General features: G+C 33.6%; 24 protein-coding genes. 15 read left to right on the plus strand and 9 right to left on the minus strand.

Features of this window, described 5'->3' with window-relative positions; genetic code table 11:
* Positions 1 to 521, plus strand: a 521-nt coding sequence (locus DPN68_RS12515) for a group II intron maturase-specific domain-containing protein (RefSeq protein WP_317047785.1), incomplete at its 5' end; no start/stop codon positions are given.
* Positions 522 to 583: 62 nt separating this feature from the next.
* Here DPN68_RS12515 and DPN68_RS12520 read toward each other — a convergent pair.
* The 4 genes from DPN68_RS12520 to DPN68_RS12535 form a co-directional block, all read right to left on the minus strand.
* Positions 584 to 1,306 (minus strand): DUF6994 family protein, encoded by a 723-nt coding sequence (locus DPN68_RS12520; protein ID WP_113989982.1) that lies wholly within the window; start codon positions 1,304 to 1,306, stop codon positions 584 to 586.
* 171 nt (positions 1,307 to 1,477) lie between these two features.
* The gene (gene xerA / locus DPN68_RS12525) at positions 1,478 to 2,515 is read right to left on the minus strand and encodes a site-specific tyrosine recombinase/integron integrase (RefSeq protein WP_113989983.1); all 1,038 of its coding nucleotides are present in this window, start codon (positions 2,513 to 2,515) and stop codon (positions 1,478 to 1,480) included.
* An 82-nt stretch (positions 2,516 to 2,597) separates the two neighbouring features.
* Positions 2,598 to 3,551 carry a transketolase family protein gene (locus tag DPN68_RS12530; protein WP_113989984.1) on the minus strand — a complete coding sequence of 318 codons (954 nt, stop codon included), beginning with the start codon at positions 3,549 to 3,551 and terminating at the stop codon, positions 2,598 to 2,600.
* Between the two features lie 72 nt (positions 3,552 to 3,623).
* On the minus strand, positions 3,624 to 4,469 hold the full coding sequence (locus DPN68_RS12535) for a transketolase (protein ID WP_113989985.1): 846 nt from the start codon (positions 4,467 to 4,469) through the stop codon (positions 3,624 to 3,626).
* Positions 4,470 to 4,831: 362 nt separating this feature from the next.
* Here DPN68_RS12535 and tgt point away from each other — a divergent pair, with 362 nt between their 5' ends.
* From tgt to DPN68_RS12590, 11 genes are all read left to right on the plus strand, one after another.
* Positions 4,832 to 5,962 (plus strand): tRNA guanosine(34) transglycosylase Tgt, encoded by a 1,131-nt coding sequence (tgt, locus tag DPN68_RS12540; protein ID WP_113989986.1) that lies wholly within the window; start codon positions 4,832 to 4,834, stop codon positions 5,960 to 5,962.
* A gap of 88 nt (positions 5,963 to 6,050) precedes the next feature.
* The gene (locus DPN68_RS12545) at positions 6,051 to 7,127 is read left to right on the plus strand and encodes an LptF/LptG family permease (RefSeq protein WP_113989987.1); all 1,077 of its coding nucleotides are present in this window, start codon (positions 6,051 to 6,053) and stop codon (positions 7,125 to 7,127) included.
* Positions 7,114 to 8,013 (plus strand): DMT family transporter, encoded by a 900-nt coding sequence (locus tag DPN68_RS12550; protein ID WP_113989988.1) that lies wholly within the window; start codon positions 7,114 to 7,116, stop codon positions 8,011 to 8,013. Before DPN68_RS12545 ends, DPN68_RS12550 begins: the two co-directional genes overlap by 14 nt.
* A 60-nt stretch (positions 8,014 to 8,073) precedes the next feature.
* A complete protein-coding gene (locus DPN68_RS12555) occupies positions 8,074 to 9,027 on the plus strand; it encodes an acetyl-CoA carboxylase carboxyltransferase subunit alpha (RefSeq protein ID WP_113989989.1) in 954 nt (317 codons plus the stop codon).
* 153 nt (positions 9,028 to 9,180) lie between these two features.
* Positions 9,181 to 10,737, plus strand: coding sequence for a replicative DNA helicase (dnaB, locus tag DPN68_RS12560; protein ID WP_113989990.1), 1,557 nt, complete (start codon positions 9,181 to 9,183; stop codon positions 10,735 to 10,737).
* An 84-nt stretch (positions 10,738 to 10,821) separates the two neighbouring features.
* Complete coding sequence (locus DPN68_RS12565) at positions 10,822 to 11,130, plus strand: hypothetical protein (RefSeq protein ID WP_113989991.1); 309 nt, start codon at positions 10,822 to 10,824, stop codon at positions 11,128 to 11,130.
* A gap of 215 nt (positions 11,131 to 11,345) precedes the next feature.
* A complete protein-coding gene (locus DPN68_RS12570; RefSeq protein WP_133256607.1) occupies positions 11,346 to 11,765 on the plus strand; it encodes a hypothetical protein in 420 nt (139 codons plus the stop codon).
* On the plus strand, positions 11,752 to 12,561 hold the full coding sequence (locus DPN68_RS12575; RefSeq protein WP_113989993.1) for a sensor histidine kinase: 810 nt from the start codon (positions 11,752 to 11,754) through the stop codon (positions 12,559 to 12,561). The genes DPN68_RS12570 and DPN68_RS12575 overlap by 14 nt, the downstream gene beginning before the upstream one ends.
* Positions 12,554 to 13,237: a response regulator transcription factor gene (locus DPN68_RS12580; RefSeq protein WP_113989994.1), complete on the plus strand. Its 684-nt coding sequence runs from the start codon at positions 12,554 to 12,556 to the stop codon at positions 13,235 to 13,237. Before DPN68_RS12575 ends, DPN68_RS12580 begins: the two co-directional genes overlap by 8 nt.
* Positions 13,238 to 13,611: 374 nt before the next feature.
* Positions 13,612 to 14,889: an asparagine synthetase B gene (locus DPN68_RS12585; RefSeq protein WP_113989995.1), complete on the plus strand. Its 1,278-nt coding sequence runs from the start codon at positions 13,612 to 13,614 to the stop codon at positions 14,887 to 14,889.
* A gap of 11 nt (positions 14,890 to 14,900) precedes the next feature.
* A complete protein-coding gene (locus tag DPN68_RS12590) occupies positions 14,901 to 15,812 on the plus strand; it encodes a glutaminase (RefSeq protein WP_113989996.1) in 912 nt (303 codons plus the stop codon).
* A gap of 3 nt (positions 15,813 to 15,815) precedes the next feature.
* On the opposite strand, the gene rlmF is transcribed toward DPN68_RS12590, so the two are convergent.
* Positions 15,816 to 16,712: a 23S rRNA (adenine(1618)-N(6))-methyltransferase RlmF gene (rlmF, locus tag DPN68_RS12595; protein ID WP_113989997.1), complete on the minus strand. Its 897-nt coding sequence runs from the start codon at positions 16,710 to 16,712 to the stop codon at positions 15,816 to 15,818.
* 332 nt (positions 16,713 to 17,044) lie between these two features.
* Between rlmF and DPN68_RS12600 the strand changes: the two genes are divergently transcribed.
* The 3 genes from DPN68_RS12600 to DPN68_RS12610 all read left to right on the plus strand — a co-directional run bounded on the left by DPN68_RS12600 (position 17,045) and on the right by DPN68_RS12610 (position 18,842).
* Positions 17,045 to 17,731, plus strand: a complete 687-nt coding sequence (locus DPN68_RS12600) for a hypothetical protein (protein WP_113989998.1) — start codon at positions 17,045 to 17,047, stop codon at positions 17,729 to 17,731.
* A gap of 75 nt (positions 17,732 to 17,806) precedes the next feature.
* Positions 17,807 to 18,397 (plus strand): hypothetical protein, encoded by a 591-nt coding sequence (locus tag DPN68_RS12605; protein WP_113989999.1) that lies wholly within the window; start codon positions 17,807 to 17,809, stop codon positions 18,395 to 18,397.
* Between the two features lie 124 nt (positions 18,398 to 18,521).
* Positions 18,522 to 18,842 (plus strand): hypothetical protein, encoded by a 321-nt coding sequence (locus DPN68_RS12610; protein WP_113990000.1) that lies wholly within the window; start codon positions 18,522 to 18,524, stop codon positions 18,840 to 18,842.
* A 65-nt stretch (positions 18,843 to 18,907) separates the two neighbouring features.
* Here the strand turns inward: DPN68_RS12610 and rplT are convergent, their stop codons facing one another.
* The 4 genes from rplT to thrS form a co-directional block, all read right to left on the minus strand.
* Entirely contained in the window at positions 18,908 to 19,252 is a 345-nt protein-coding gene (rplT, locus tag DPN68_RS12615) for a 50S ribosomal protein L20 (RefSeq protein ID WP_113990001.1), read from the minus strand.
* Positions 19,253 to 19,432: 180 nt separating this feature from the next.
* The gene (rpmI, locus tag DPN68_RS12620; protein WP_113990002.1) at positions 19,433 to 19,630 is read right to left on the minus strand and encodes a 50S ribosomal protein L35; all 198 of its coding nucleotides are present in this window, start codon (positions 19,628 to 19,630) and stop codon (positions 19,433 to 19,435) included.
* An 82-nt stretch (positions 19,631 to 19,712) separates the two neighbouring features.
* Entirely contained in the window at positions 19,713 to 20,264 is a 552-nt protein-coding gene (gene infC / locus DPN68_RS12625; RefSeq protein WP_113990003.1) for a translation initiation factor IF-3, read from the minus strand.
* Positions 20,265 to 20,292: 28 nt separating this feature from the next.
* A complete protein-coding gene (gene thrS, locus DPN68_RS12630; RefSeq protein WP_113990004.1) occupies positions 20,293 to 22,233 on the minus strand; it encodes a threonine--tRNA ligase in 1,941 nt (646 codons plus the stop codon).
* Positions 22,234 to 22,943: the final 710 nt, after the last annotated feature.

Genomic DNA, 22,943 nt, shown 5'->3' on the forward strand with positions numbered 1-22,943 from the left:
TTAGAAAACCCTCTAACTTTACGTTACTTGGCTTTGGATTTGTGCCCGTTTACAATAAAGGAAGTAAGAATCAATACCAACTCGTAGTAGCCGAAAAGGCATGGAAAAACCTAAAGATGCGACTCAAAAGCATTACCCGAAAAACCACTCCAGCCAAACTAGAAGAACGTATCACCAAGATAAAGGAAATCCAACGAGGATGGTTAAACTATTTTCGAGGAACCAACATCATGGGGAAATTACGAGATATCGATGGTTGGCTACGGAATCGCATCCGCTACTGCATTTGGAAGGATTGGAAGAAACCCGAAAGGAAAAGGAAAAACCTGATTCGATTGGGCGTAGACCAAGACCACGCCTATGCATGGAGCAGAACGAGAAAGGGTGGTTGGGCGATTGCCCAAAGTCCCATTTTAGGAACAACTATTACTTTGAAACGCTTGAAACAAAAAGGATATGAATCCTTAACGGAAATCTACATTCAACTCAACCCATCTCTTTGCGAACCGCCGAGTACGTGACCCGTACGCTCGGTGGTGTGAGAGGCGCACTCCGTCAGTTTCTGGCGGAGCCGTCTACTCGATTAGTGGCTGGCATTCTGTTCTGTCGTCTGTTTGTTAGCATAGTTGTCAATTCGTTTATTTCGTGCATTTATGAAGTCCGTTACTTTTTTCTTATAAACTAAATATTCGTCAACGTCTGTAAATGACGGCTTTGTTTTAAAGTTGTCAAATGGTAAGTAAAACCGAATGTTTTCGCTCTCGTCAACAAGGTCATTCAATAAAAAGAAGTCAATGTAACCTTTAAAGTTCTCAAACAAGTCGAAGAAGTTTTTATATCTTAGAAATGTGTCGTTAAGTGGATTTTGTTGTCCTGCGTAAAAAAGTCTTATACATTCCAAAGTCAGGTCAAATCTGTCGTCAATTAAACTGTTTACTCCACGAGCTTGATTGATTGTAAACTTGTTGTCAATTTTATTTTTCGGAAAAAGTGTGTAGGCACCAATTGTAGAACCAATGTCAAAAAGTTCGTTTACTTCGTTTGGAATTTGTTTTATTAACCATTGTTTTCTCGTCTGATTTCTGTACGAGTGAGTAATAGCATCACTTCCCAAATTGAACTCTCCAAGTTCCGATTTGTGATATAAATACGTTCCGCTTTTTTTGTTGTCTAATTCAAAAGTTTGTCCGTTTGGCAATGGTTTACTCCATAACAATTTATGATATGAACGAAGTGTCGGACTTGTGCTGTCTGGGTCGCCACCATTTGCGTCTGTGTAAACATTAAACTTAATATCTAATTTCATTTTTCTGTCGTGTTATTCTTTGCGTGGCGGTCGTCCTATGCTTGCCACTAACTCGTTTATATGCGAAACTTTCGAACTAGTATCATGCCTTATTGGCAAGATTGGCGAAAGTTTTGCTTGTTTTTATTTCGCTTATTTTTGTTAAGCTTTTTCAAATTTAGATTAAAAAACTTACACATCAAAAGGATTTTTTATTTTTTTCAAACTATCATTTGTTACATGTGTGTAAATCATTGTAGTCTTCGGACTACTATGGCCCAATAAATCTTGAATATAGCGCAAATCAGTACCACTTTCTAATAAATGAGTTGCAAAACTATGTCTTAAGGTATGAAGAGTTATGGGTTTTTTTATTCCTGCTTTTTCAGCTACTTGTTTTAAAATTACTTGTGCACTTCTACTGCTGTACATACCACCAAATTGTCCTTCAAATAAGTAGTCTTTAGGTTTGTAAATAGTGTAATATTCTCTTAAAAGCTGTAAAACTTTTTCCGATAATAAAGTATATCTGTCTTTTTTTCCTTTAGCATTTTTTACATGAATTAACATACGAACACTATCTATGTCTTTTGGTTTCATGTTTAAAGCTTCGCTTATACGAAGTCCAGCCGAATAAATCAATGCTAACAAAGTTTTGTGTTTTAAGTTTTCAGTTGAATCAATTATTTTAAGTACTTCTTCCTTACTCAAAACATTCGGCAAAGTCTTTTCTCGTTTCGGGCGATGTATTTTGTCAATTTCAATCGATGATTCTTTTACTATTTTGAAGTAAAGCTTAATGGCGTTAACAATCTGATTTTGGTACGAAGATGAAAATTTATTTTTCAATATAAAATCGTTGTTATAAGCAATAACATCTTCATTGGAAATGTCTTTTATAGCTTTGGTATTGCAAAAAGTTAAAAACGATTTTAAAGCTTCACTGTAAGTATTTATAGTATTTGGACTATATCTTTTAGATAACAAATAGCGTTTGAAAGTTTCAATACTTGCTATTCCTTCGGCATTAGGAACTAAAGTATGGGCTAATGGCAATTTAAAATGCAAACGATTGGCTTCGGTATCAGGTAAATGCCAATATTTGTTTGAAGCGCTCCAGCGGGCATCTTCAAAAGTTTTGATACGAGCAATTAAGGCTGCATTTTTTTCAAAGTAAACAGCTATTCTAGGTACTCCTTTGTGTAGTAACGTTTTGGCTTTCCAATTCATATTTATGGCTTATAAGTTGCAAAAATAAAAAAAAATCCTCAATATCAAGCTATTGAGGATTTCTAAAATTATATAAGTACAATTATTTTCTTTTAATCACTTTTTCTACAGCTTCTATAATCGCTTGATTGTTTAGCTTGTATTTTTCCATTAATTGGTCAGGTGTGCCACTTTCTCCGAAGCTGTCGTTTACTGCTACAAATTCTTGTGGTACTAAATGGTTTTGTACCAATGTTCTTGAAACGCTTTCCCCTAAACCACCAATGATGTTGTGTTCTTCTGCCGTAACCACACAACCGGTTTTCTTCACCGATTTTAAAATAGCTTCTTCGTCTAACGGTTTAATGGTGTGAATATTGATTACTTCAGCCGAAATTCCTTTTGCCTCTAACGCTTCAGCCGCTACTAACGCTTCCCAAACTAAATGTCCGGTTGCAATAATCGTAACATCAGTTCCTTCATTTAATAGAATCGCCTTTCCAATTACGAAAGGTTCGTCAGCAGGCATAAAGTTAGGCACTACTGGGCGACCAAAACGCAAATACGCCGGGCCGTGATGATCTGCTAACGCTAAAGTAGCTGCTTTGGTTTGGTTGTAATCGCAAGTATTGATTACTGTCATTCCAGGTAACATTTTCATCAAACCAATGTCTTCCAATATTTGGTGAGTTGCTCCGTCTTCTCCAAGCGTTAATCCCGCATGAGAAGCACAAATCTTTACATTTTTATCAGAATACGCTACTGATTGACGAATTTGGTCATACACTCTTCCTGTAGAAAAGTTAGCGAAAGTTCCTGTGAAAGGAATTTTTCCACCAATCGTTAATCCAGCTGCAATTCCAATCATGTTGGCTTCCGCAATTCCAATTTGGAAGAAACGTTCTGGATGGTTTTTCTTGAAATCATCAAATTTTAATGATCCAATTAAATCCGCACAAAGTGCTACTACGTTTTCGTTTTTCTGACCTAATTCCGTCATTCCAGCTCCAAAACCTGAACGGGTATCTTTACTGCCTTGATTGATATATTTTTTCATTTGTTTTTAAATTTAATTGTATTCAACAGAATACTTGTAACTGAACACTTTTAACTGAACACTGAACACTAATTAATAATCTCCTAAAGTTTCAATATTTTGTGCTAAACCTTTTGCTAATTGCTCATCATTTGGCGCTTTACCATGCCAAGCGTGTGTGTGCATCATAAAATCTACACCGTTACCCATTTCGGTATGCAATAAAATACAAACCGGTTTTCCGTTACCTGATTTTGATTTGGCTTCAGCTAAACCAGCTTTGATAGCGTCAATGTTGTTTCCTGCTGCAATTTCTAATACAATCCAATCGAAGGCTTCAAACTTTGCTTTTAAACTTCCCATTGCCAAAACTTCATCTGTAGTTCCGTCAATTTGTTTTCCGTTTAAGTCGATAGTCGCAATTAAATTATCCACTTTTTTTGCAGAAGCATACATAATCGCCTCCCAGTTTTGTCCTTCTTGTAATTCACCATCACCTAAAAGAGCAAAAACCAAATGGTTGTCGTTGTTCAATTTCTTAGCTTGCGCAGCTCCAATTGCTACCGACAAACCTTGTCCCAACGAACCCGAAGCCATTCTAATTCCAGGTAACCCTTCATGAGTGGTTGGGTGCCCTTGTAATCTTGAATTTAATTTTCTGAATGTTGCCAATTCTGCTACTGGAAAGTAGCCGCTTCTAGCTAAAACACTATAAAAAACTGGAGAAATATGTCCGTTTGATAAGAAGAATAAATCTTCACCAATTCCGTTCATATCAAAACCTTCGTTACGTTTCATAACGTCTTGGTAAAGGGTAACCAAAAACTCAGCACAGCCCAAAGAACCTCCTGGGTGACCTGAATTTACGGCATGAACCATACGAAGAATATCTCTTCGAACTTGTGTTGTAAAATCTTGTAGTTGTTGTGTGTTAGACATTTTATTATGAATAAAAATTTATGGTGCAAAAGTAATTCTATTTTTTTGTCGCTACAAATCATTTTATTAGAAGTTATTAAGAATTGATTTGTGATGTGTGAAAGTAATGGAACGCGGATGACGCTGATGCTGCGCAACGCTGAAAATTATGGATTTAGTTTTTGAATATTTAGTTTTTTAGCAAGCAAAGTCGTAAAGATTTTTCAAATTAAAAATCAGTTGTAATCCGCGTTTCGCATAAGCGAATCTGTTTCATCCGCGTGCCAATGTATTGTCTTATCATAAATAATTCTAAATTCCATCCCGAAACTTCGGGACTAAATTCTAAAATAAATTATCTTTGCCGTTCGTAAAAGCACTATATGAAGTTTGATTTAATTACCAAAGACCCAAAAAGTAAAGCCAGAGCAGGAAAAATAACCACCGATCACGGCGTTATTGAAACCCCTATTTTCATGCCAGTTGGTACTGTAGCTTCTGTAAAAGGAGTTCATCAAAGAGAATTAAGAGAAGATATTAATCCTGATATTATTTTAGGAAATACCTATCATTTATATTTAAGACCTCAAACTAAAATTTTAGAAGCCGCTGGAGGTTTGCATAAATTCATGAATTGGGATAGAAACATCTTGACCGATTCAGGCGGTTATCAAGTATATTCGCTTTCTTCGAATAGAAAAATTAAAGAAGAAGGTGTGAAATTCAAATCACATATTGATGGTTCGTATCATTTCTTTTCACCAGAAAATGTAATGGAAATCCAAAGAACTATTGGTGCTGATATTATCATGGCTTTTGACGAATGTACGCCTTATCCTTGTGATTATCGTTATGCCAAACGTTCGATGCACATGACGCACCGTTGGTTAGATCGTTGTATCAATCATTTGGAAACATTACCTTTTAAATATGGTTATGAACAAACTTTTTTTCCAATTGTACAAGGAAGTACGTATAAAGATTTAAGAGCCCAATCAGCGGAATATATTGCCAATGCTGGTGCTCAAGGAAATGCTATTGGAGGTTTGTCAGTAGGTGAGCCTGCAGAAGAAATGTACGCAATGACGGAAGTGGTTACAGCCATTTTACCAGAAGACAAACCAAGATATTTAATGGGTGTGGGAACGCCAATTAATATTTTAGAGAATATTGCGTTAGGAATTGATATGTTTGACTGTGTGATGCCAACTCGTAATGCCAGAAACGGAATGTTATTTACAGCGCATGGAACTATCAATATGAAAAATAAAAAGTGGGAAGCCGATTTTTCACCAATTGACGAAATGGGACACACTTGGGTTGATACGGAATATTCAAAAGCCTATCTTAGACACTTATTTGCAGCCAATGAATTCTTGGGAAAACAAATTGCAACCATTCATAATTTAGGTTTTTACATGTGGTTAGTTCGTGAAGCAAGAAAGCAAATTTTAGCAGGAACTTTCAGAGAATGGAAAGATAAAATGGTGGTTCAAATGAGTCAGAGACTGTAACTTAAGAATATAGAATAAAGAAACTAATGAGATTTAGATAAAGTAAAACGGTCTATTCTCTATTTTCTAATCTCTTTTCTCTTTAAAAATGAAATTAATAGATAAATACATATTAAAACGCTATTTGGCTACATTTTCAGTAATGTTGTTGTTATTTATTCCAATTGGAATAGTAATTGACATTTCTGAAAAAGTGAACAAAATGATAGAGAAGAAAATCCCAATGTTGGATATTTTAATCTATTATGGTGATTTTACAGTGTATTTTGCTAATTTATTATTTCCAATCTTTTTGTTTTTATCGGTGATTTGGTTTACTTCCAAATTGGCTAATAATACGGAAATTATCGCTATTTTAAGTTCTGGAATTTCGTACCAAAGATTTTTGAAACCGTATTTGATTGGCGCAACAGTTGTTTCTGTTTTTGCTTTGTTGATGGGATTTTTTTTAGTGCCAAAAGCAAGTAAAGGATTTAATGATTTTCGTTACCAAAATCTAAAAGGAAACGCCCAAACTAGAGAAACATCAGATATTTTTAGACAAATTGGTCAAGGAGAATTTATATACGTAAGCAACTATAATTATCTTTCAAAAACGGGATTTAATTTTGTTTACGAAAAGTTCAACGATAACAAATTAGAATTCAAAATTGAAGCCAACAGAATCAAGTACAACGAAGAGACCAAAAAATATACACTTTATACTTTTACAAAGAGAACAATCGGACAATTGAATGATAAATTAGAATCTTCTGAAAAAGAAATAATAGATTTTAATTTTGAACCCGACGATTTAACTCCGGTTGTTTATGTAGCAGAAACGATGACAATTGGACAATTATATCAATTTATTCAAAAAGAAAAAGCCAAAGGAAACGCCAATATTAATACGTATTTAGTGGTGTTTTATAAAAAATTTAGTTTGCCAATTTCTGCATTTATATTAACCATTATTGCAGTTGCAGTTTCTTCCATGAAACGAAGAGGCGGAATGGGAATGAATTTAGCCATTGGAATTGTTATCGCATTTACCTTTATTTTCTTTGATAAAGTTTTTGGAACTATGGCCGAAAAATCAAGTATTTCGCCACTAGCAGCCGTTTGGTTCCCCAATATAGTTTTCGGATTTTTAGCATTTTATTTACTTCGCAATGCCAAACGATAATATTAAAAGTTATTTGCACCTGCATTTGATTGTATTCATTTGGGGATTTACGGCCATTATTGGAGCTTTAATCTCCTTAGATGCTTTGCCATTAGTTTGGTGGCGTATGGCTTTAGCAGTAGTATTTATTTTGGTATACATTAAAATCAAGAATATTCCACTGCAAGTTCCAAGAAAAACGCTATTTGCTTTTCTGTTTGCGGGATTAATTATTATGTTGCATTGGTTTACATTTTTTAAGGCAATCAAGGTTTCCAATGTATCCGTAACTTTAGCATGTTTGTCAACGGGTGCTTTTTTTACTTCATTAATTGAACCGCTTTTGTTTGGAAAGAAAGTAGTTTGGTATGAAATTGTATTTGGATTAATTGTAGTTGGCGGATTGTATATCATCTTCAATGTAGATATGCAATATGTTACGGGAATTATTCTAGCACTTTCTTCGGCTTTCTTGTCGGCGCTTTTTTCTGTAATCAATGGGAAATTTGCCAAAGAATACAACGCTACAACCATTTCTTTTTATGAATTGAGTGGTGGCGTACTTTTTTTGAGTGTATTTTTACTTTTTTCGGGTGAATTTACGACTTCATTTTTCCAAATTTCAATGTCCGATTTGGGTTGGTTATTACTTTTAGCATCGGTTTGTACAGCTTATGCTTTTATTGCTTCTGTAAAAGTGATGAAGTTTTTGAGTCCGTATACCGTAATGTTAACCATCAATCTAGAACCTGTTTACGGAATCATTTTGGCTGTTTTGGTTTTTCAAGATAAAGAAAAAATGTCGCCAAGCTTTTATGTAGGTGCAGCTATCATATTAGCCACTGTGATTTTGAATGGAATAGTAAAGAATTATAAAAAAGTAGCAACTAAAAACGAATTAGTGTAAAAGATATAAAATGAAAATTTTATCTTTGTCCTAACAAACTTAACTAACGAATACATTTTTATGGAATATTTAGATTTTGAATTACCAATAAAAGAACTTGAAGATCAGTTAGATAAATGTGTTGTGATTGGTCAAGAGTCAGATGTTGACGTAACCAATACATGCAAACAGATTGAGAAAAAACTAGAAGAAACTAAGAAAAAAATCTATAAAAATCTTACAGCTTGGCAACGTGTACAATTGTCGCGTCATCCAAATCGTCCGTATACTATGGATTATATTCGTGCTTTATTTGGCGATACTTTCTTAGAGTTATTTGGAGATAGAGGTGTGAAAGACGATAAAGCGATGGTGGGTGGTTTAGGTAAAATCAACGGGCAATCGTTTATGGTTATTGGGCAACAAAAAGGATACAATACCAAAACAAGACAGTATAGAAATTTTGGTATGGCGAATCCTGAAGGCTATAGAAAAGCGCTTCGTTTAATGAAAATGGCTGAAAAATTTGGTATTCCAGTTATTACATTGGTAGATACACCGGGTGCTTACCCAGGCTTAGAAGCAGAAGAACGAGGACAAGGTGAGGCTATTGCAAGAAATATTTTCGAAATGTGTCGTTTGCAAGTGCCAATTATCACCATTATTGTGGGTGAAGGTGCTTCTGGAGGTGCATTGGGAATTGGAGTAGGTAACCGAGTTTTTATGTTGGAAAACACATGGTATTCTGTAATCTCTCCTGAATCTTGTTCGTCTATTTTGTGGAGAAGTTGGGAATACAAAGAGCAAGCAGCTGAAGCATTGAAGTTAACTTCATTCGACATGAAGAAACAAAACTTAATTGACGATATCATTCCTGAGCCATTAGGCGGAGCACACTACGATAGAGAAACTACTTTTAAAACGGTTGAAGAATATATTATGAAAGCGTTTAACGAATTAAAAGAGTTATCAACAAAAGACTTAGTTGCGCAACGCATGGACAAATACAGTAATATGGGCGAATTTAAAGACTAAATTCACGCTTTCAAATTTTTAAAGTCCGAAGCCTTACCGTTTCGGATTTTTTTTGACTTATTAACAATTGAAAATCAGTTATCAACAGGTTTTTAACAGTTTGGTATTGACAAATAAACCCAAATTGTTTCAAAATTTAGTTACCTTAGCAACATGGAAAACATCAAAAATATTAATCCTTATAAAGTAGATAAATCTACGCTCATTAGCCTTGAAAAAGGGAAGCTGCCACCACAAGCAGTAGACCTTGAGGAAGCAGTATTGGGAGCCATGATGATTGATAAAAAAGGGGTAGATGAGGTAATTGATATCTTACAACCTGACGCCTTTTATAAAGAAGCTCACAAGCATATTTTTGAAGCAATTGTTGAACTTTTCAACGATACGCAACCTATTGACTTATTAACCGTTTCCTCTCAATTAAAAAAGAACGCAAAACTTGATTTAGCGGGTGGTGATTTTTATTTGATTCAGTTAACTCAAAAGATTTCATCTTCGGCTCATATTGAATTTCACTCACGCATTATTCTTCAAAAGTTTATACAACGTAGTTTGATTAAAATTTCCAATGAAATTATTGAAGAATCTTACGATGAAACCACAGATGTTTTTGATTTATTAGACAAAGCGGAATCCAAATTATACGAAGTTACACAAGGAAATATCAAAAGAAGTTCTGAAACGGCTCAAAGTTTGGTAATTCAAGCCAAAAAACGTATTGAAGAAATCGCAGGAAAAGAAGGATTGAGTGGCGTTCCAACTGGTTTTCATGATTTGGATAAATTAACTTCGGGTTGGCAACCATCTGATTTAATTATTGTGGCGGCTCGTCCAGGTATGGGGAAAACAGCTTTCACACTTTCAATGGCACGAAATATGGCTATTGATTACGGTGCACCAGTTGCTTTTTTCTCTCTAGAGATGTCTTCCGTGCAGTTAATTACGCGTTTGATTTCCTCAGAAACAGGATTGTCTTCTGAAAAATTACGTACTGGAAAATTAGAAAAACACGAATGGGAACAACTTTCCATTAAAGTAAAAGATTTAGAAAAAGCGCCTTTATATATTGATGATACACCATCGTTATCCATTTTTGATTTGCGTGCCAAAGCCCGCCGTTTAGCATCACAATATGGAATTAAAATGATTGTAATTGATTACTTGCAATTAATGACAGCCGGTGGAAACGGAAAAGGCGGCGGAAATAGAGAGCAAGAAATTTCAACTATTTCAAGAAACTTGAAAGCATTGGCAAAGGAATTAAATGTTCCAGTTATTGCACTTTCTCAGTTATCACGTGCGGTTGAAACGCGTGGTTCGAGTAAGCGTCCGTTGCTTTCCGATTTGAGGGAATCAGGAGCTATTGAGCAAGATGCCGATATCGTATCGTTTATTTACCGACCAGAATATTACAAAATTGATGAATGGGATGATGAAGAGCGTTCACCAACACAAGGTCAAGCTGAGTTTATCATTGCAAAACACCGTAATGGTGGATTGGATAATATTCGATTGAAGTTTATTGGAAACTTAGGTAAGTTTGATAATTTGGACGATTTTAGTTCGCCATTTGATGCATTGCCATCCAAAATGAATTTAGACGATGCCAATCCGTTTATTACACCTAATTTACCAACACCAAATGAAGCTTTTGGAAGTAATATGAATTCGGGCTCATTTGATGATGACGATTCAGATGTTCCTTTTTAAAATAAAATTAGAAAACAGACGAAAGGTCTGTTTTTTTTATTCCTTTTTTAGTACATTTATAATTCAATTATAAAAAACTACTTTATGTCAAAATTTACAATTACTCTTGAAGAAGCTAAAAATTGGGCAAAAAAATGGAGAACTAACCCACCAAAAGATTTAGCTTACGCACATCTTATTAAAGGTGAAATTTTATCAACTATTTTAGCTGCAGAAAATGTTGTCGACGTAAGAGCTTATATGGGCATCGACGAAAATGGAGATCAAAAATTAATTTTAGTGGGTGTAGATAAAAACGGTAAAGATTTGATTGATGCTAACCATTTAATATATGACAAAACAATATGGTGTCCTCCAGGTTGTGATGCTTCAAGTCCTTTAATTAACTTGTAAACTTGCTAAATTCTAATTATTTATTTTTAACGTCAGCATTTTTATGCTTACTCTATTTTATAGGTTTTTTTAAAAACGGAAAAACCTATAAAATTTTTACTATTTATATCGTTGGTGTTCTATTAATTGATTATGTGGGTTCTAATTTATATAGATGGTTTAAAATTTATAACGTTTTTATATCACATTTCTTTGACTTATTTCAATTTGTTTTATTGAGTTTTTTTTATTCAACCCTATTAAACACAAAAAATCAGTTAAAAATTTTATATGTTACGTTTATTGTTTTATTGTCATTTCTATCTATTCGCTATTTGGTTAATCCAAATTTATTTTTTGAATTTAGTTTGTTAGAATCCTATTTGACCACAATGCCAATTATTATTTATGCTACAATGCATTTATATAATAATCTAGGTAAAAAAGCACCATTTTATTACGCAAATTTAGGTTTACTTTTTTACTTATTTTCAAGTACATTTTTGTTTTTACTCTATGAATTAGTAGCGTTATTAAATGCTAAAGAATATTACCTTATCATTGTAAACATCAATATAGTGCTCCAATATATTAAATTTGGTTTTTTCTTTTACCAATTGAAAATCATCTATTTTAACTCAAATGACAGAAATTAATTTAGAACAAAAGGAAGTTTTAAAAGCAGTTTTTTTTATACTACTAGCTTTTATATCCATGTTTTTGGTGTTGGTTTTGTTTTTCTATTTTTCAAGAAAGAAAATTGTTCAAATTGAAGTAGAAAAGAAAAACATCGAGATTGATAACCAAAAGAAAATTTTGCAAAATACCATTGAAACGCAAGAAGAAGAACGTAAACGCATTGCTCAAGATTTGCATGACGACATCAGTTCAAAATTAAACATTGTTTCGCTAAATACGCATTTGCTTCGTACTCCAAATCTAAAGGACGAAGAATTACATGATATTACGCAAAATATTATCGAATTAACTAAAAAGGCACTAGATAATTCAAGGAGAATTGCTCATGATTTGTTACCGCCAGTTTTAGAGAAATTTGGATTACATGCTGGAATAGAAGAATTAGTATTCGAATGCAATTCTTCCAAGTCCGTAGCAGTTGAATATCTCAATTCAGCTAAAAAAGAAAGTCTAGAAAGCTTATCCGCTGGAACTCAATTGCATATTTTCAGAATTCTTCAGGAATTAATTAATAATTCGTTAAAACACGGAAAAGCTAAGAAAATTACTATATCTTTAGAAAACTTTTCCAACCAAATAAAGTTGCTTTATCACGATGATGGATTGGGTTTTAATTCCAATGATACTAATGTAAAATCAGGTATTGGAATGTCAAATATTGCTAGTAGAGTAACTATTATAAATGGATTAAGTGATATTTTTACAAAGCCTAATGAAGGATTTCAATTTCAATTAATTTTTGCTTATGAATAACTCAGTAAAAATAATGTTGGCCGACGACGAACTATTGTTCAGAAAAGGAATTGCTTTTTTAATTCAGCGTGAACCTGATTTTGAAGTGATTTTTGAAGCTTCAAACGGACAAGAATTGGTAGATTTTTTATCCCAAACCAATGATTTGCCCGATATTATTTTGATGGATTTGAAAATGCCTGAATTAAATGGAGTTGAGACAACCAAAGTAATCCACGAAAAATATCCAGATATTAAAATTATTGCGTTAACTAGCTACAACACGCCATCATTTATTTCCAATATGATTCATGTGGGTGCTTGTGCTTACATTGTGAAAAATGCAACGCCAGAAGAAGTGGTAGCCACCATTAGAGAAGTAAATAAAAAAGGGTTTCATTACAATGAAGAAGTAATGAAAGTAATTCACAATGATTTAATTACAGGAAAACAAGCACAGAAAACAGTTTTTGATGATGAAGTTTTTTCTGCAAAAGAAATTAGTGTGTTAAAATTAATCTGTTTGCAATATACCACAAATGAAATTGCTGATAAATTAATTGTAAGTCCAAGAACAGTAGAAGGGCATCGCACCCGACTATTTGAAAAAACAAAAACCAAAAATATTGCAGGATTGGTTGTTTATGCGTTACAAAACAATATCATCAATATGGATGAAATCAGTTTAAATAATTAATCAGCCCGAAAAAGAGTAGAATATTTATTAGAAAAGAAAAGTTTAGAACAAACTATAGCATTTCCTAAGAACTAGGAAACTGCATATTCGGGCTGATTAATTGCTATTAAAATTGTAGCAAAAACTTCACAGTCAAAGTTATATATACTACTATAGTGGCAACCAAAACAACAAGTCCAATTCTTCTTAAATGATTGATTTCTTTTTTGTCTAACATTGGGTAGCTATTCATTTCTTTAAATTTTTTACTAAATTAGAACGAAATTCAGTGAGAAAATAGAGTAAAAACCCCCAATTTTCAACTGCGTATTTTTACGTATTTTTTCTAAAATTCTACGTAGTTTTACGTAATTTTGTAATCAAGTCCAATCAAAATGAATAATTTAAAAAGTATAATTTTTCTAATCATCAGTTTCTTTTTTTCGCTACAAGTAATGGCGTCTTTCATTTTATTACCCATGGAAGCCGAAGGACAGAAAAATCACCTAAAGGCTTACGGAATAGCCTATTGGGCACTTAATAAAGATTACAAAGCAACTTGGTTACTGAATTATCGTGGCGGTTCTTTTTTGTTGCCCGACTCTCCAGAATTGAGAAAAGAATGCCAAATTAGAGGTGTAACGTTCGAAATTCTTTCCGATGCTACTGCTAACGGAATTTTGGAAGAAATTAGTTCGCCTTCACAAAATATGGAAGCGGTTGTTCTAGAAAAAGCACCCAAAATTGCCGTTTATACACCAAAAGGGAAACAACCTTGGGACGACGCAGTAACATTGGTATTAACTTATGCCGAAATTCCATTTACAATCATTTATGATGAAGAAATTTTAAGTGACCAATTATTATTGTACGATTGGTTGCATTTGCATCACGAAGATTTCACAGGACAATACGGTAAGTTTTTTGGCGCTTACAGAACAGCGCCTTGGTATATTGAGCAAAAAAAAGAAGCCGAAAATCTAGCTAAAAGATTGGGTTACAATAAAGTTTCAGAGGCTAAATTAGCCGTAGCGTTAAAAATTAGAGATTACGTGATTGGTGGCGGATTCATGTTTGCCATGTGCTCAGCAACTGATAGTTTTGATATTGCTCTAGCTGCCGAAGGTGTTGATATTTGCGAACCCATGTTTGACGGTGACGACAGCGAACCTAATTACCAAAGTAAAATTGATTACAACAATTCCTTTGCATTCAAAGATTTTATATTGGAAAGAAGTCCAACGATTTATGAGTTTTCCGACATTGATACGACTAAAGATAGAGAATCTAGAATTATTCCTTTTGAGAAAGATTATTTTACCCTAATGGATTTTTCTGCAAAATGGGATCCAATTCCAACCATGTTATGCCAAAATCATACCCAATTAGTAAAAGGTTTTATGGGGCAAACCACGGCTTTCAATGAAGACAGAATTAAAAGCAATGTATTGCGTTTGGGAGAAAATAAAATCAACGGAGAAGCGCGCTACATTCACGGAACGAAAGGAAAAGGAATGTTTACTTTTTACGGCGGTCACGATCCAGAAGATTACCAACATAGAGTAGGTGATGCGCCAACCGTTTTAGATTTACACCCCAATTCTCCAGGTTATCGCCTAATTTTAAACAACGTTTTGTTTCCCGCAGCTCGAAAAAAGAAACAAAAAACCTAATCGTTTTTCCTATGAATTATGATGTTATTCTAAGCGAAATTTTCGCAGCATCGCTTGCGCTTCCTACCAATGGTGCAATTGCAACTACAATTCCAGAATTAGCAACGGTTTCGCCAGATAAATTTGGAATTCATTTAACCACTTTAGACGGAAAAGACTTTGGTATTGGCGATAGCAATGAAAAATTTTCTATTCAAAGTATTTCTAAAGCCTTATCAGTTGCGTTTGCATTTACGTTTTTAGGAGAAAAAGTTTGGGAGCGAGTAGGCGTAGAACCTTCGGGAAATCCGTTCAATTCTTTGGTACAATTGGAATATGAAAAAGGGAAACCAAGAAATCCGTTTATTAATGCTGGAGCTATTGTAATTGCTGATATTTTAATTTCTAATTTGCAAAATCCCAAGAAAGATTTTCTAGAATTTGTACGAACGCTTTCAGGAAACAGCACTATTGATTACAACCCAAAAGTAGCACTTTCAGAGAAAAATACAGGTTTTAGAAATGCGGCATTGGCTAATTTTTTGAAATCTTTTGGAAATATTGAAAATGAGGTTGAAGATGTTTTAGATTTTTATTTCCACCAATGTGCTATTGAAATGAGTTGCAAAGAATTGGCACACGCGTTTTATTGCTTTGCCAATGAAGGAAAAACTCGCGAAGGCATTTCCATTTTAACTCCAAGTCAAGCCAAAAGATTAAATGCTGTAATGCAAACCTGTGGCTTTTATGACGAATCTGGTGAATTCACCTATAAAGTGGGTTTACCCGGAAAAAGTGGAATCGGCGGTGGAATTGTAGCGTTATTACCCAATCATTTCACAGTTGCCACTTGGAGTCCGAAACTCAACAAAAAAGGCAATTCAGAATTAGGAATGCATGCTTTGGAACTATTAACTACCAAAACTGGATTGTCTATTTTTTAGATTTTAAAACTTCCAAAACAAAATGCGACTCACTTTATTTCCGTGTTGCATTTCTACAATTTGGTACGTAGCTTTTACTTTTTTCAAGTGGGAAAGTAGCGGTTTTACATTGTCTTTTTTTGAAACCAAAGTAGAAAACCATTTCACTTGCGACTGAAAATGCACACTCTCATAAATCATATTGGTAATAAAAGCCAATTCGCCACCTTCGCACCAAAGTTCGGAGTTCACGCCACCAAAATTCAATGTTGGTTTTTTGTCGTCTGAAATACCTAAGTTTTTATTCTTTCGTATGGTGCCTTTATTGGCTTCTTCTTTGGAACTATGAAACGGCGGATTGCAAATCGTAAGGTCAAATGTATCTTCAGGTTGGATGATATTTTTAAAAATAGCTCTTTTAGAAGATTGCATACGCAACACTACATTCTCACGCAGTTTCTGATTGGAATTGATATTGTTTTTTGCCGAAAGAAACGCTTCTTTGTCAATTTCACTGCCAATAAATTTCCAATCGTATTCGGCAACTCCAATGATAGGATAAATGCAATTGGCTCCCGTTCCAATGTCTAAAACCTGAATTTGATGTTTGGTTTGTAAAGTACCAAAAGTAGCTTCCAAAACATCGGCAGCACGATGGATATATTCCGCCCGACCTGGAATAGGCGGACAAAGAAATCCTTTTGGAATATCCCAATTTTTCAAACCATAAAAATGCATTAACAAGGCTTTGTTCAACGCTTTCACCGCATCAGGATTTGCAAAAGCTATTGTTTCTGTACCAAATGGATTCACCGCAACAAACGGCGCCAACTCAGGATTGGCCTTAATTAAAGTTTTGAAATCGTAGTTTCCATGATGCTTGTTATTCGGATGAAAGCCTGAAGTTTTTAGGGTAGTCAAAGTGAAATAATTTGATGTAAAGGTAATGTTTTGAAATTAAAATCAACGAGAAAGAAATGCGTTTTGTTATTGTTGAATATAGTTGAAGGAAATTTAGTAAATTGCAAAGTTATGGAAACTTTATTAGTTTTCATATGTTAAAACTATAACTCATAGTTCAGAAGAACTTTAATAAAATCAATCAAAATTAAACTTTAGTTTGATTTAGTATTTCATTTAGAAATTGATTACATCGAAGCAATCTGATATTAATAAACGGATTTTTAGACTAAAATTGACTAATGAAAATATTTTTATATATTCGATACAAGAATTGACTAATATTTTATAAAATGAAAAAAATAAAAATAAAAAAAAGTATAGTATTCTTTTTGTTGGTATTTACTTATATCAGTTGTAAAAAAGAAGTTAAGAATTTTGAAAGTGATGAAGTTTATGTAGAATGCAATAGTAAAAAAGATAGCTTAATAATAAAAATTGAAAGTAAGATAAAATTGAATAAAATTTTTTTGGATTATAGATTTGGAATGAATTCATTAGAATTTGATGAATTGACATTAATATACATTCAGGATGGAACATTAAAAAAGAGTACAGAGAGTTTATGGTTTCCTTTGGTTAATAAAACAGTAAAAGATAGGAAGCAATATTTTGAAGTAACACCTGTTTTTGAAAATGATCGATTGGTTGAAATTAATCTTGATAGCCCATTGTCTCATCCTGATTATAATCATTTTGGTTTACTTTCCTCAAAATATGGAAAACCTTATTATGATTTTAATTGCTCGTTCGTTCATGAATCTTTTTGGGCTTTTCAGGATGTAATTATATCATATACAGAGTCAAATTCAGAAGGGAATAGTCAGCATATTACTTATTCCGATATAAATTTCATAAAGAGAAAATCAGCTAATTATTTAACTAAAAGTTTAAAAGAAGAACAAAAAAGAATTGAAGATGAACTTAAGTTTAAAGATAGTCTGAATAAAAAAGAAAATTTGATTAATAATGCATTTTAAAGTATATGTTTTTATTAAAACCCCGATTGCGCGGAATTGCATTCCGTGCCCACAATTAAAATCAAAAATTAAATTATGAATAGATATTTCATTATAATTTTAGTGTTCTTTAGTTGTAATTCATTTTCTCAAGACTATCAGAAAATTAATAAGGTAATTAACATTCCTGATAGTCTAACACATGTAAGAGAATTAAGAATATATAAAAATCATAGCATATCAAATGGTAGTGAAGTTTTTAGAATTTATCACATAAAAAATAACAATTGGAAAATAGAATTATATAAATTTTATGATACAGTAACACCTGATGAAACTCCTGCTTTTACTATAGAACAATTGAATTCATCTATTAATTTAAATCGTTTATGGTTAGATGTTTTAGAAACACATGTTGAATTCTTACCTAACATTTCAGCAATAGACTATAAACTGAAATTTAAAACAGTATATGATTCTGATACAGATGATTATGGAAGCACTAAAAAAATAGCTTTTACAGATGGTATTGGTTATATAGCTTTTATAAGAAACTATAATAAAGTTAATCAATTTAATTTCACAAATGCAGAGAGCTATTTAAAATATTTTCCTGAAGTTGATGAGTTAAATTCCTATTCCAATCTTCTGAATTTAATTAGAGATAAATTTTCTATTTGGAAGTAATAATTTTCTATTTTGAAAAACACATTCCGTACCCAATCAATCATAATAATACTAATAAAACAATTTGTATTTCATTTTCCAAACTAAATTATTTTCCATAAGAAATAATAAAATCTTCAGTTATATGAAAAGTAAAATATTTTATTCATTTTTAATTTCTCTACTATTTTCAATTTTTGGCATTTTAAATGATTCGTATTTGTTTTTTAATTACGACAGTTTAGATGGTTTGTCTAATGATTTGTATTTTTTATTCTTCAGTAATGGAGGTTCAACTTTTCAATGGTTGTCTTATTATGTATTTCCAAATTTAAAATTAAAAACAGCATTTATAATAGGTCAAATAATTTATGTACCATTTTTAGCATTATTAATTTTAAGTATGATTATTTTGTTTCATTTTGTATTTAAAAGATTAAATCAAATTAAGCTCCAAAAAGATTAAAAACAAAAAACCCCGATTTTCATCGGGGTTTTCTATATAAGTAAGATAAATTGGTTTGACAAACGTTATTTAATTTTATTTACAATAGCTGCGAAAGCTTCTGAGTGATTCATCGCTAAATCGGCAAGAACTTTACGGTTCAATTCGATATTGTTAGCTTTTACTTTACCCATGAATTGCGAATAGCTCATTCCGTGTAATCTTGCACCAGCGTTAATACGCATAATCCATAAAGCACGGAAATTTCTTTTCTTTTGCTTTCTATCACGGTAAGCATAAACCATTGCTTTTTCTACCGCGTTTTTAGCTACTGTCCAAACGTTTTTACGTCTACCAAAGAAACCTTTGGCTTGTTTCATTATTTTTTTTCTTCTAGCTCTTGAAGCTACTCTGTTTTTTGCTCTTGGCATAATTTTAAATGTTTTTTGTAGTAAGGCGATCTTTCGATTCTTCCAGATTCTATGTTCTAATTTCTAAACTCTAACTTCTAAATCTGCCCACTCCAGGGTTATTAATTAATTTTTAACCAAACAACATGTTTGAAATATTCCTTTTGTCACCCTCTCCTTTGGGGAGGGATGGGGTGGGGCTTAAATCAAGTTCAATTGTTGTTTAATGCTTCTCTCATCTGTTTTGTGAACCAAAGTAGAATGAGTTAAAGCTAACTTACGCTTCTTAGATTTTTTAGTCAAAATGTGACTCTTAAAAGCGTGTTTTCTTTTGATCTTTCCAGAACCAGTAACTTTGAATCGTTTCTTAGCACTAGATTTTGTTTTCATTTTAGGCATTTTCTTCCTGTATTTAATTTATCTTACTTACTGTCTTTACGAACTTGCTACACAAGTTCAATATATTGTAATACCGTTGGTATTATTTGTTCTTTTTCTTTGAAGCAAGGTACATAATCATACGCTTTCCTTCAAGTACTGGCATTTGCTCCACTTTTCCGTATTCTTCTAGTTCTTGAGCCAAACGCAACAATAGAATTTGACCTTGTTCTTTATAAATAATAGAACGACCTTTAAAGAATACAAATGCTTTCAATTTTGCACCGTCTTGTAAAAACTTAATAGCATTTTTCTTTTTGAACTCATAATCGTGTTCATCAGTTTGAGGTCCAAAACGAATCTCTTTTATGACAACTTGAGAAGATTTTGCTTTAAGTTCTTTTTCACGCTTCTTTTGTTGGTATAAGAACTTACCATAATCCATGATTTTACATACTGGCGGAGCTGCATTCGGAGAAATTTCTACCAAATCCAATTCTTGCTCTTCAGCCATTCGTAAAGCATCGATCGTTTTATAGACTCCTACTTCTACGTTTTCACCTACTAAACGAACTTCCGGCACTCGAATTGCGTTATTTGTTCGATGTGCGTCTTTTTTCTCTTCGCGAGGTTTGAAACCTCTGTTGTTTCTAATTGCTATGGCTTTAAAATTTTAGTTAAACTTAAAATTGTTTTAATGTTTTGTTTATTTCTTCGTTAACTAAAGCAGCAAATGCTTCAATAGTCATCGATTGATTCGACTTCCCGGCATCTCCATGACGTCTTACCGAAATGGTTCCGTTTTTCTCTTCTTCCTCCCCAACTATCAACATAAATGGGTACTTCTGAGTCTCTGCTTCACGAATTTTTTTACCAATAGTCTCGTTTCTATTGTCTAATAGGGCGCGAATTTCGTGATTTTCTAGCAAATTTAAAACTTTTTGAGCATAATTTTCATATTTTTCACTCAAAGACAGGATAATAGCTTGCTCAGGCATCAACCAAATTGGGAAATTACCCGCCGTATGCTCTAATAAAATGGCAATAAAACGCTCCATCGAACCAAAAGGCGCTCGGTGAATCATAACTGGTCGGTGCAATTCGTTGTCACTTCCTTTGTAAGTCAGGTCAAAACGCTCTGGTAAATTGTAATCTACCTGAATGGTTCCTAATTGCCAACTTCTACCCAAAGCATCTTTCACCATGAAGTCTAATTTCGGACCATAGAAAGCCGCTTCACCCGCTTCAATCACATAATTCAACCCTTTATCTTTCGCCGCACTGATAATTGCATTTTCAGCTTTTTCCCAGTTTTCAACGCTACCTATATATTTGTCAGGATTATCCAAATCACGAACCGAAACTTGAGCTGTAAAATTCTCAAATCCTAACGATCCAAAAACATACAATACCAAGTCAATTACATTTTTAAACTCCGCGTCCAATTGATCTGGCGTACAGAAAATATGGGCATCATCCTGAGTAAATCCTCTAACACGAGTCAATCCATGTAATTCACCCGATTGCTCATAACGATATACGGTTCCAAATTCCGCATAACGCTTTGGTAAATCTTTGTACGACCAAGGTCTAGCATTATAAATCTCACAGTGGTGCGGACAGTTCATTGGTTTCAACAAGAACTCTTCACCTTCAGCTGGAGTATGAATAGGTTGGAAACTGTCTGCGCCATACTTAGCATAGTGTCCAGAAGTCACGTACAAGTCTTTCATTCCAATGTGAGGTGTTACCACTTGCTCGTAACCTGCTTTTTTCTGTGCTTTTTTCAAAAAGTTTTCCAAACGCTCACGTAAAGCAGCTCCTTTTGGTAGCCATAATGGCAAACCTTGTCCTACTTTTTGAGAAAAATGGAATAAATCCAATTCTTTTCCTAATTTTCTATGATCTCTGCGTTTTGCTTCTTCTAATAATTCTAGGTAATCGGTTAAGTCTTTTTGTTTTGGGAACGAAATTCCATAAACACGAGTTAACTGCTTATTTTTCTCATCACCTCTCCAGTAAGCACCCGCTACCGACAAAATTTTCATCGCCTTGATAATACCCGTATTTGGAATATGACCACCACGACACAAATCAAAGAAATTCGAATGATCACAAAAAGTAATCGTTCCATCTTCTAAATTCGAAATCAATTCTGTTTTGTACTCATTATTTTTATAAACTTCTAAGGCTTCCGCTTTCGAAACCGAACGCATTGTAAACTCATGCTTCTCTCTCGAAATTTCTAACACACGATCTTCAATCTTCTTAAAATCGGCATCTGTAATTCTTTGGTCACCAAAATCCACGTCGTAATAGAAACCATTATCAATTGCAGGACCAAGCGTCAATTTAATACCAGGGAATAATTCTTCCAAAGCTTGCGCCATCACGTGCGAAGTCGAATGCCAAAACGCTTTCTTGCCTTCCTTGTCGTTCCAAGTATATAATATAAGTGTACCGTCCGTCGTTAAGGTCGTCGTCGTTTCAATCGTTGTACCATTATAGGAAGCCGAAATCACGTTTCTAGCCAATCCTTCACTAATGCTTTTCGCAACATCCATTGGAGTAACTCCTTGAGCCATCTCCTTAACCGACCCGTCAGGTAAAGTAACTTTTATCATTGTTTAAAATTTATAAGGTGCAAATATAAACCTTTAATAAAATCCATACAATATATATAAGGTATAATGTTAAAAAGATTTGAAGCAGCCGTTTCGCATTCCATAAAGACTATTGGTCCCGCTGTCCACTCTATCTTTTACAAACCTGACAGGTTTTCGAAAACTTGTCAGGTTTATAAAAGGATGCCGTTCCCATCGGGGCTAGTTCAAGACACTCAGCATTCCATAAAACCATTCCACTTGCTCGCAAAGCGAGCACTAATCTCTCGCAATGCGGGCAATTGTCATTCCGCAGAATAGGAATCTCCTACGCAGTAGGCTATTGCTTAACGCAGTTAAGCCCACAACCAGAAACCAGAAACCCATCCAACCTCTTTTATGAACTTTGCCTATACTATATATAAGTATTAAAAAACTTCTATGACTTATATGTTTAACAAACAAATATACAATGAGAGGTGTTCCTCCTAATCGGAAGGGGGGAGGGGATGTTACAAGTATATCAATCCACAACCCACAAACTATAAACCAAAAAAAACCCTTCGCGCCTTCGTGCCTTCGCGGCAAACAAAAAAACTTTCCCACATTAAATCCTTGTTATCAACAAGTTAAGAAAAGTATCAAAAAAAAGAGAAAAAAAAGATTGTAAAAGCCTTGCGAGTAAAGAAAAGAGTATTACTTTTGCACCCGCATTAAAGCAGAAGTTCACA

The sequence above is a fragment of the Flavobacterium tibetense genome (assembly GCF_003293845.1).
In the GTDB taxonomy this organism is placed as follows: Bacteria; Bacteroidota; Bacteroidia; order Flavobacteriales; family Flavobacteriaceae; genus Flavobacterium; species Flavobacterium tibetense.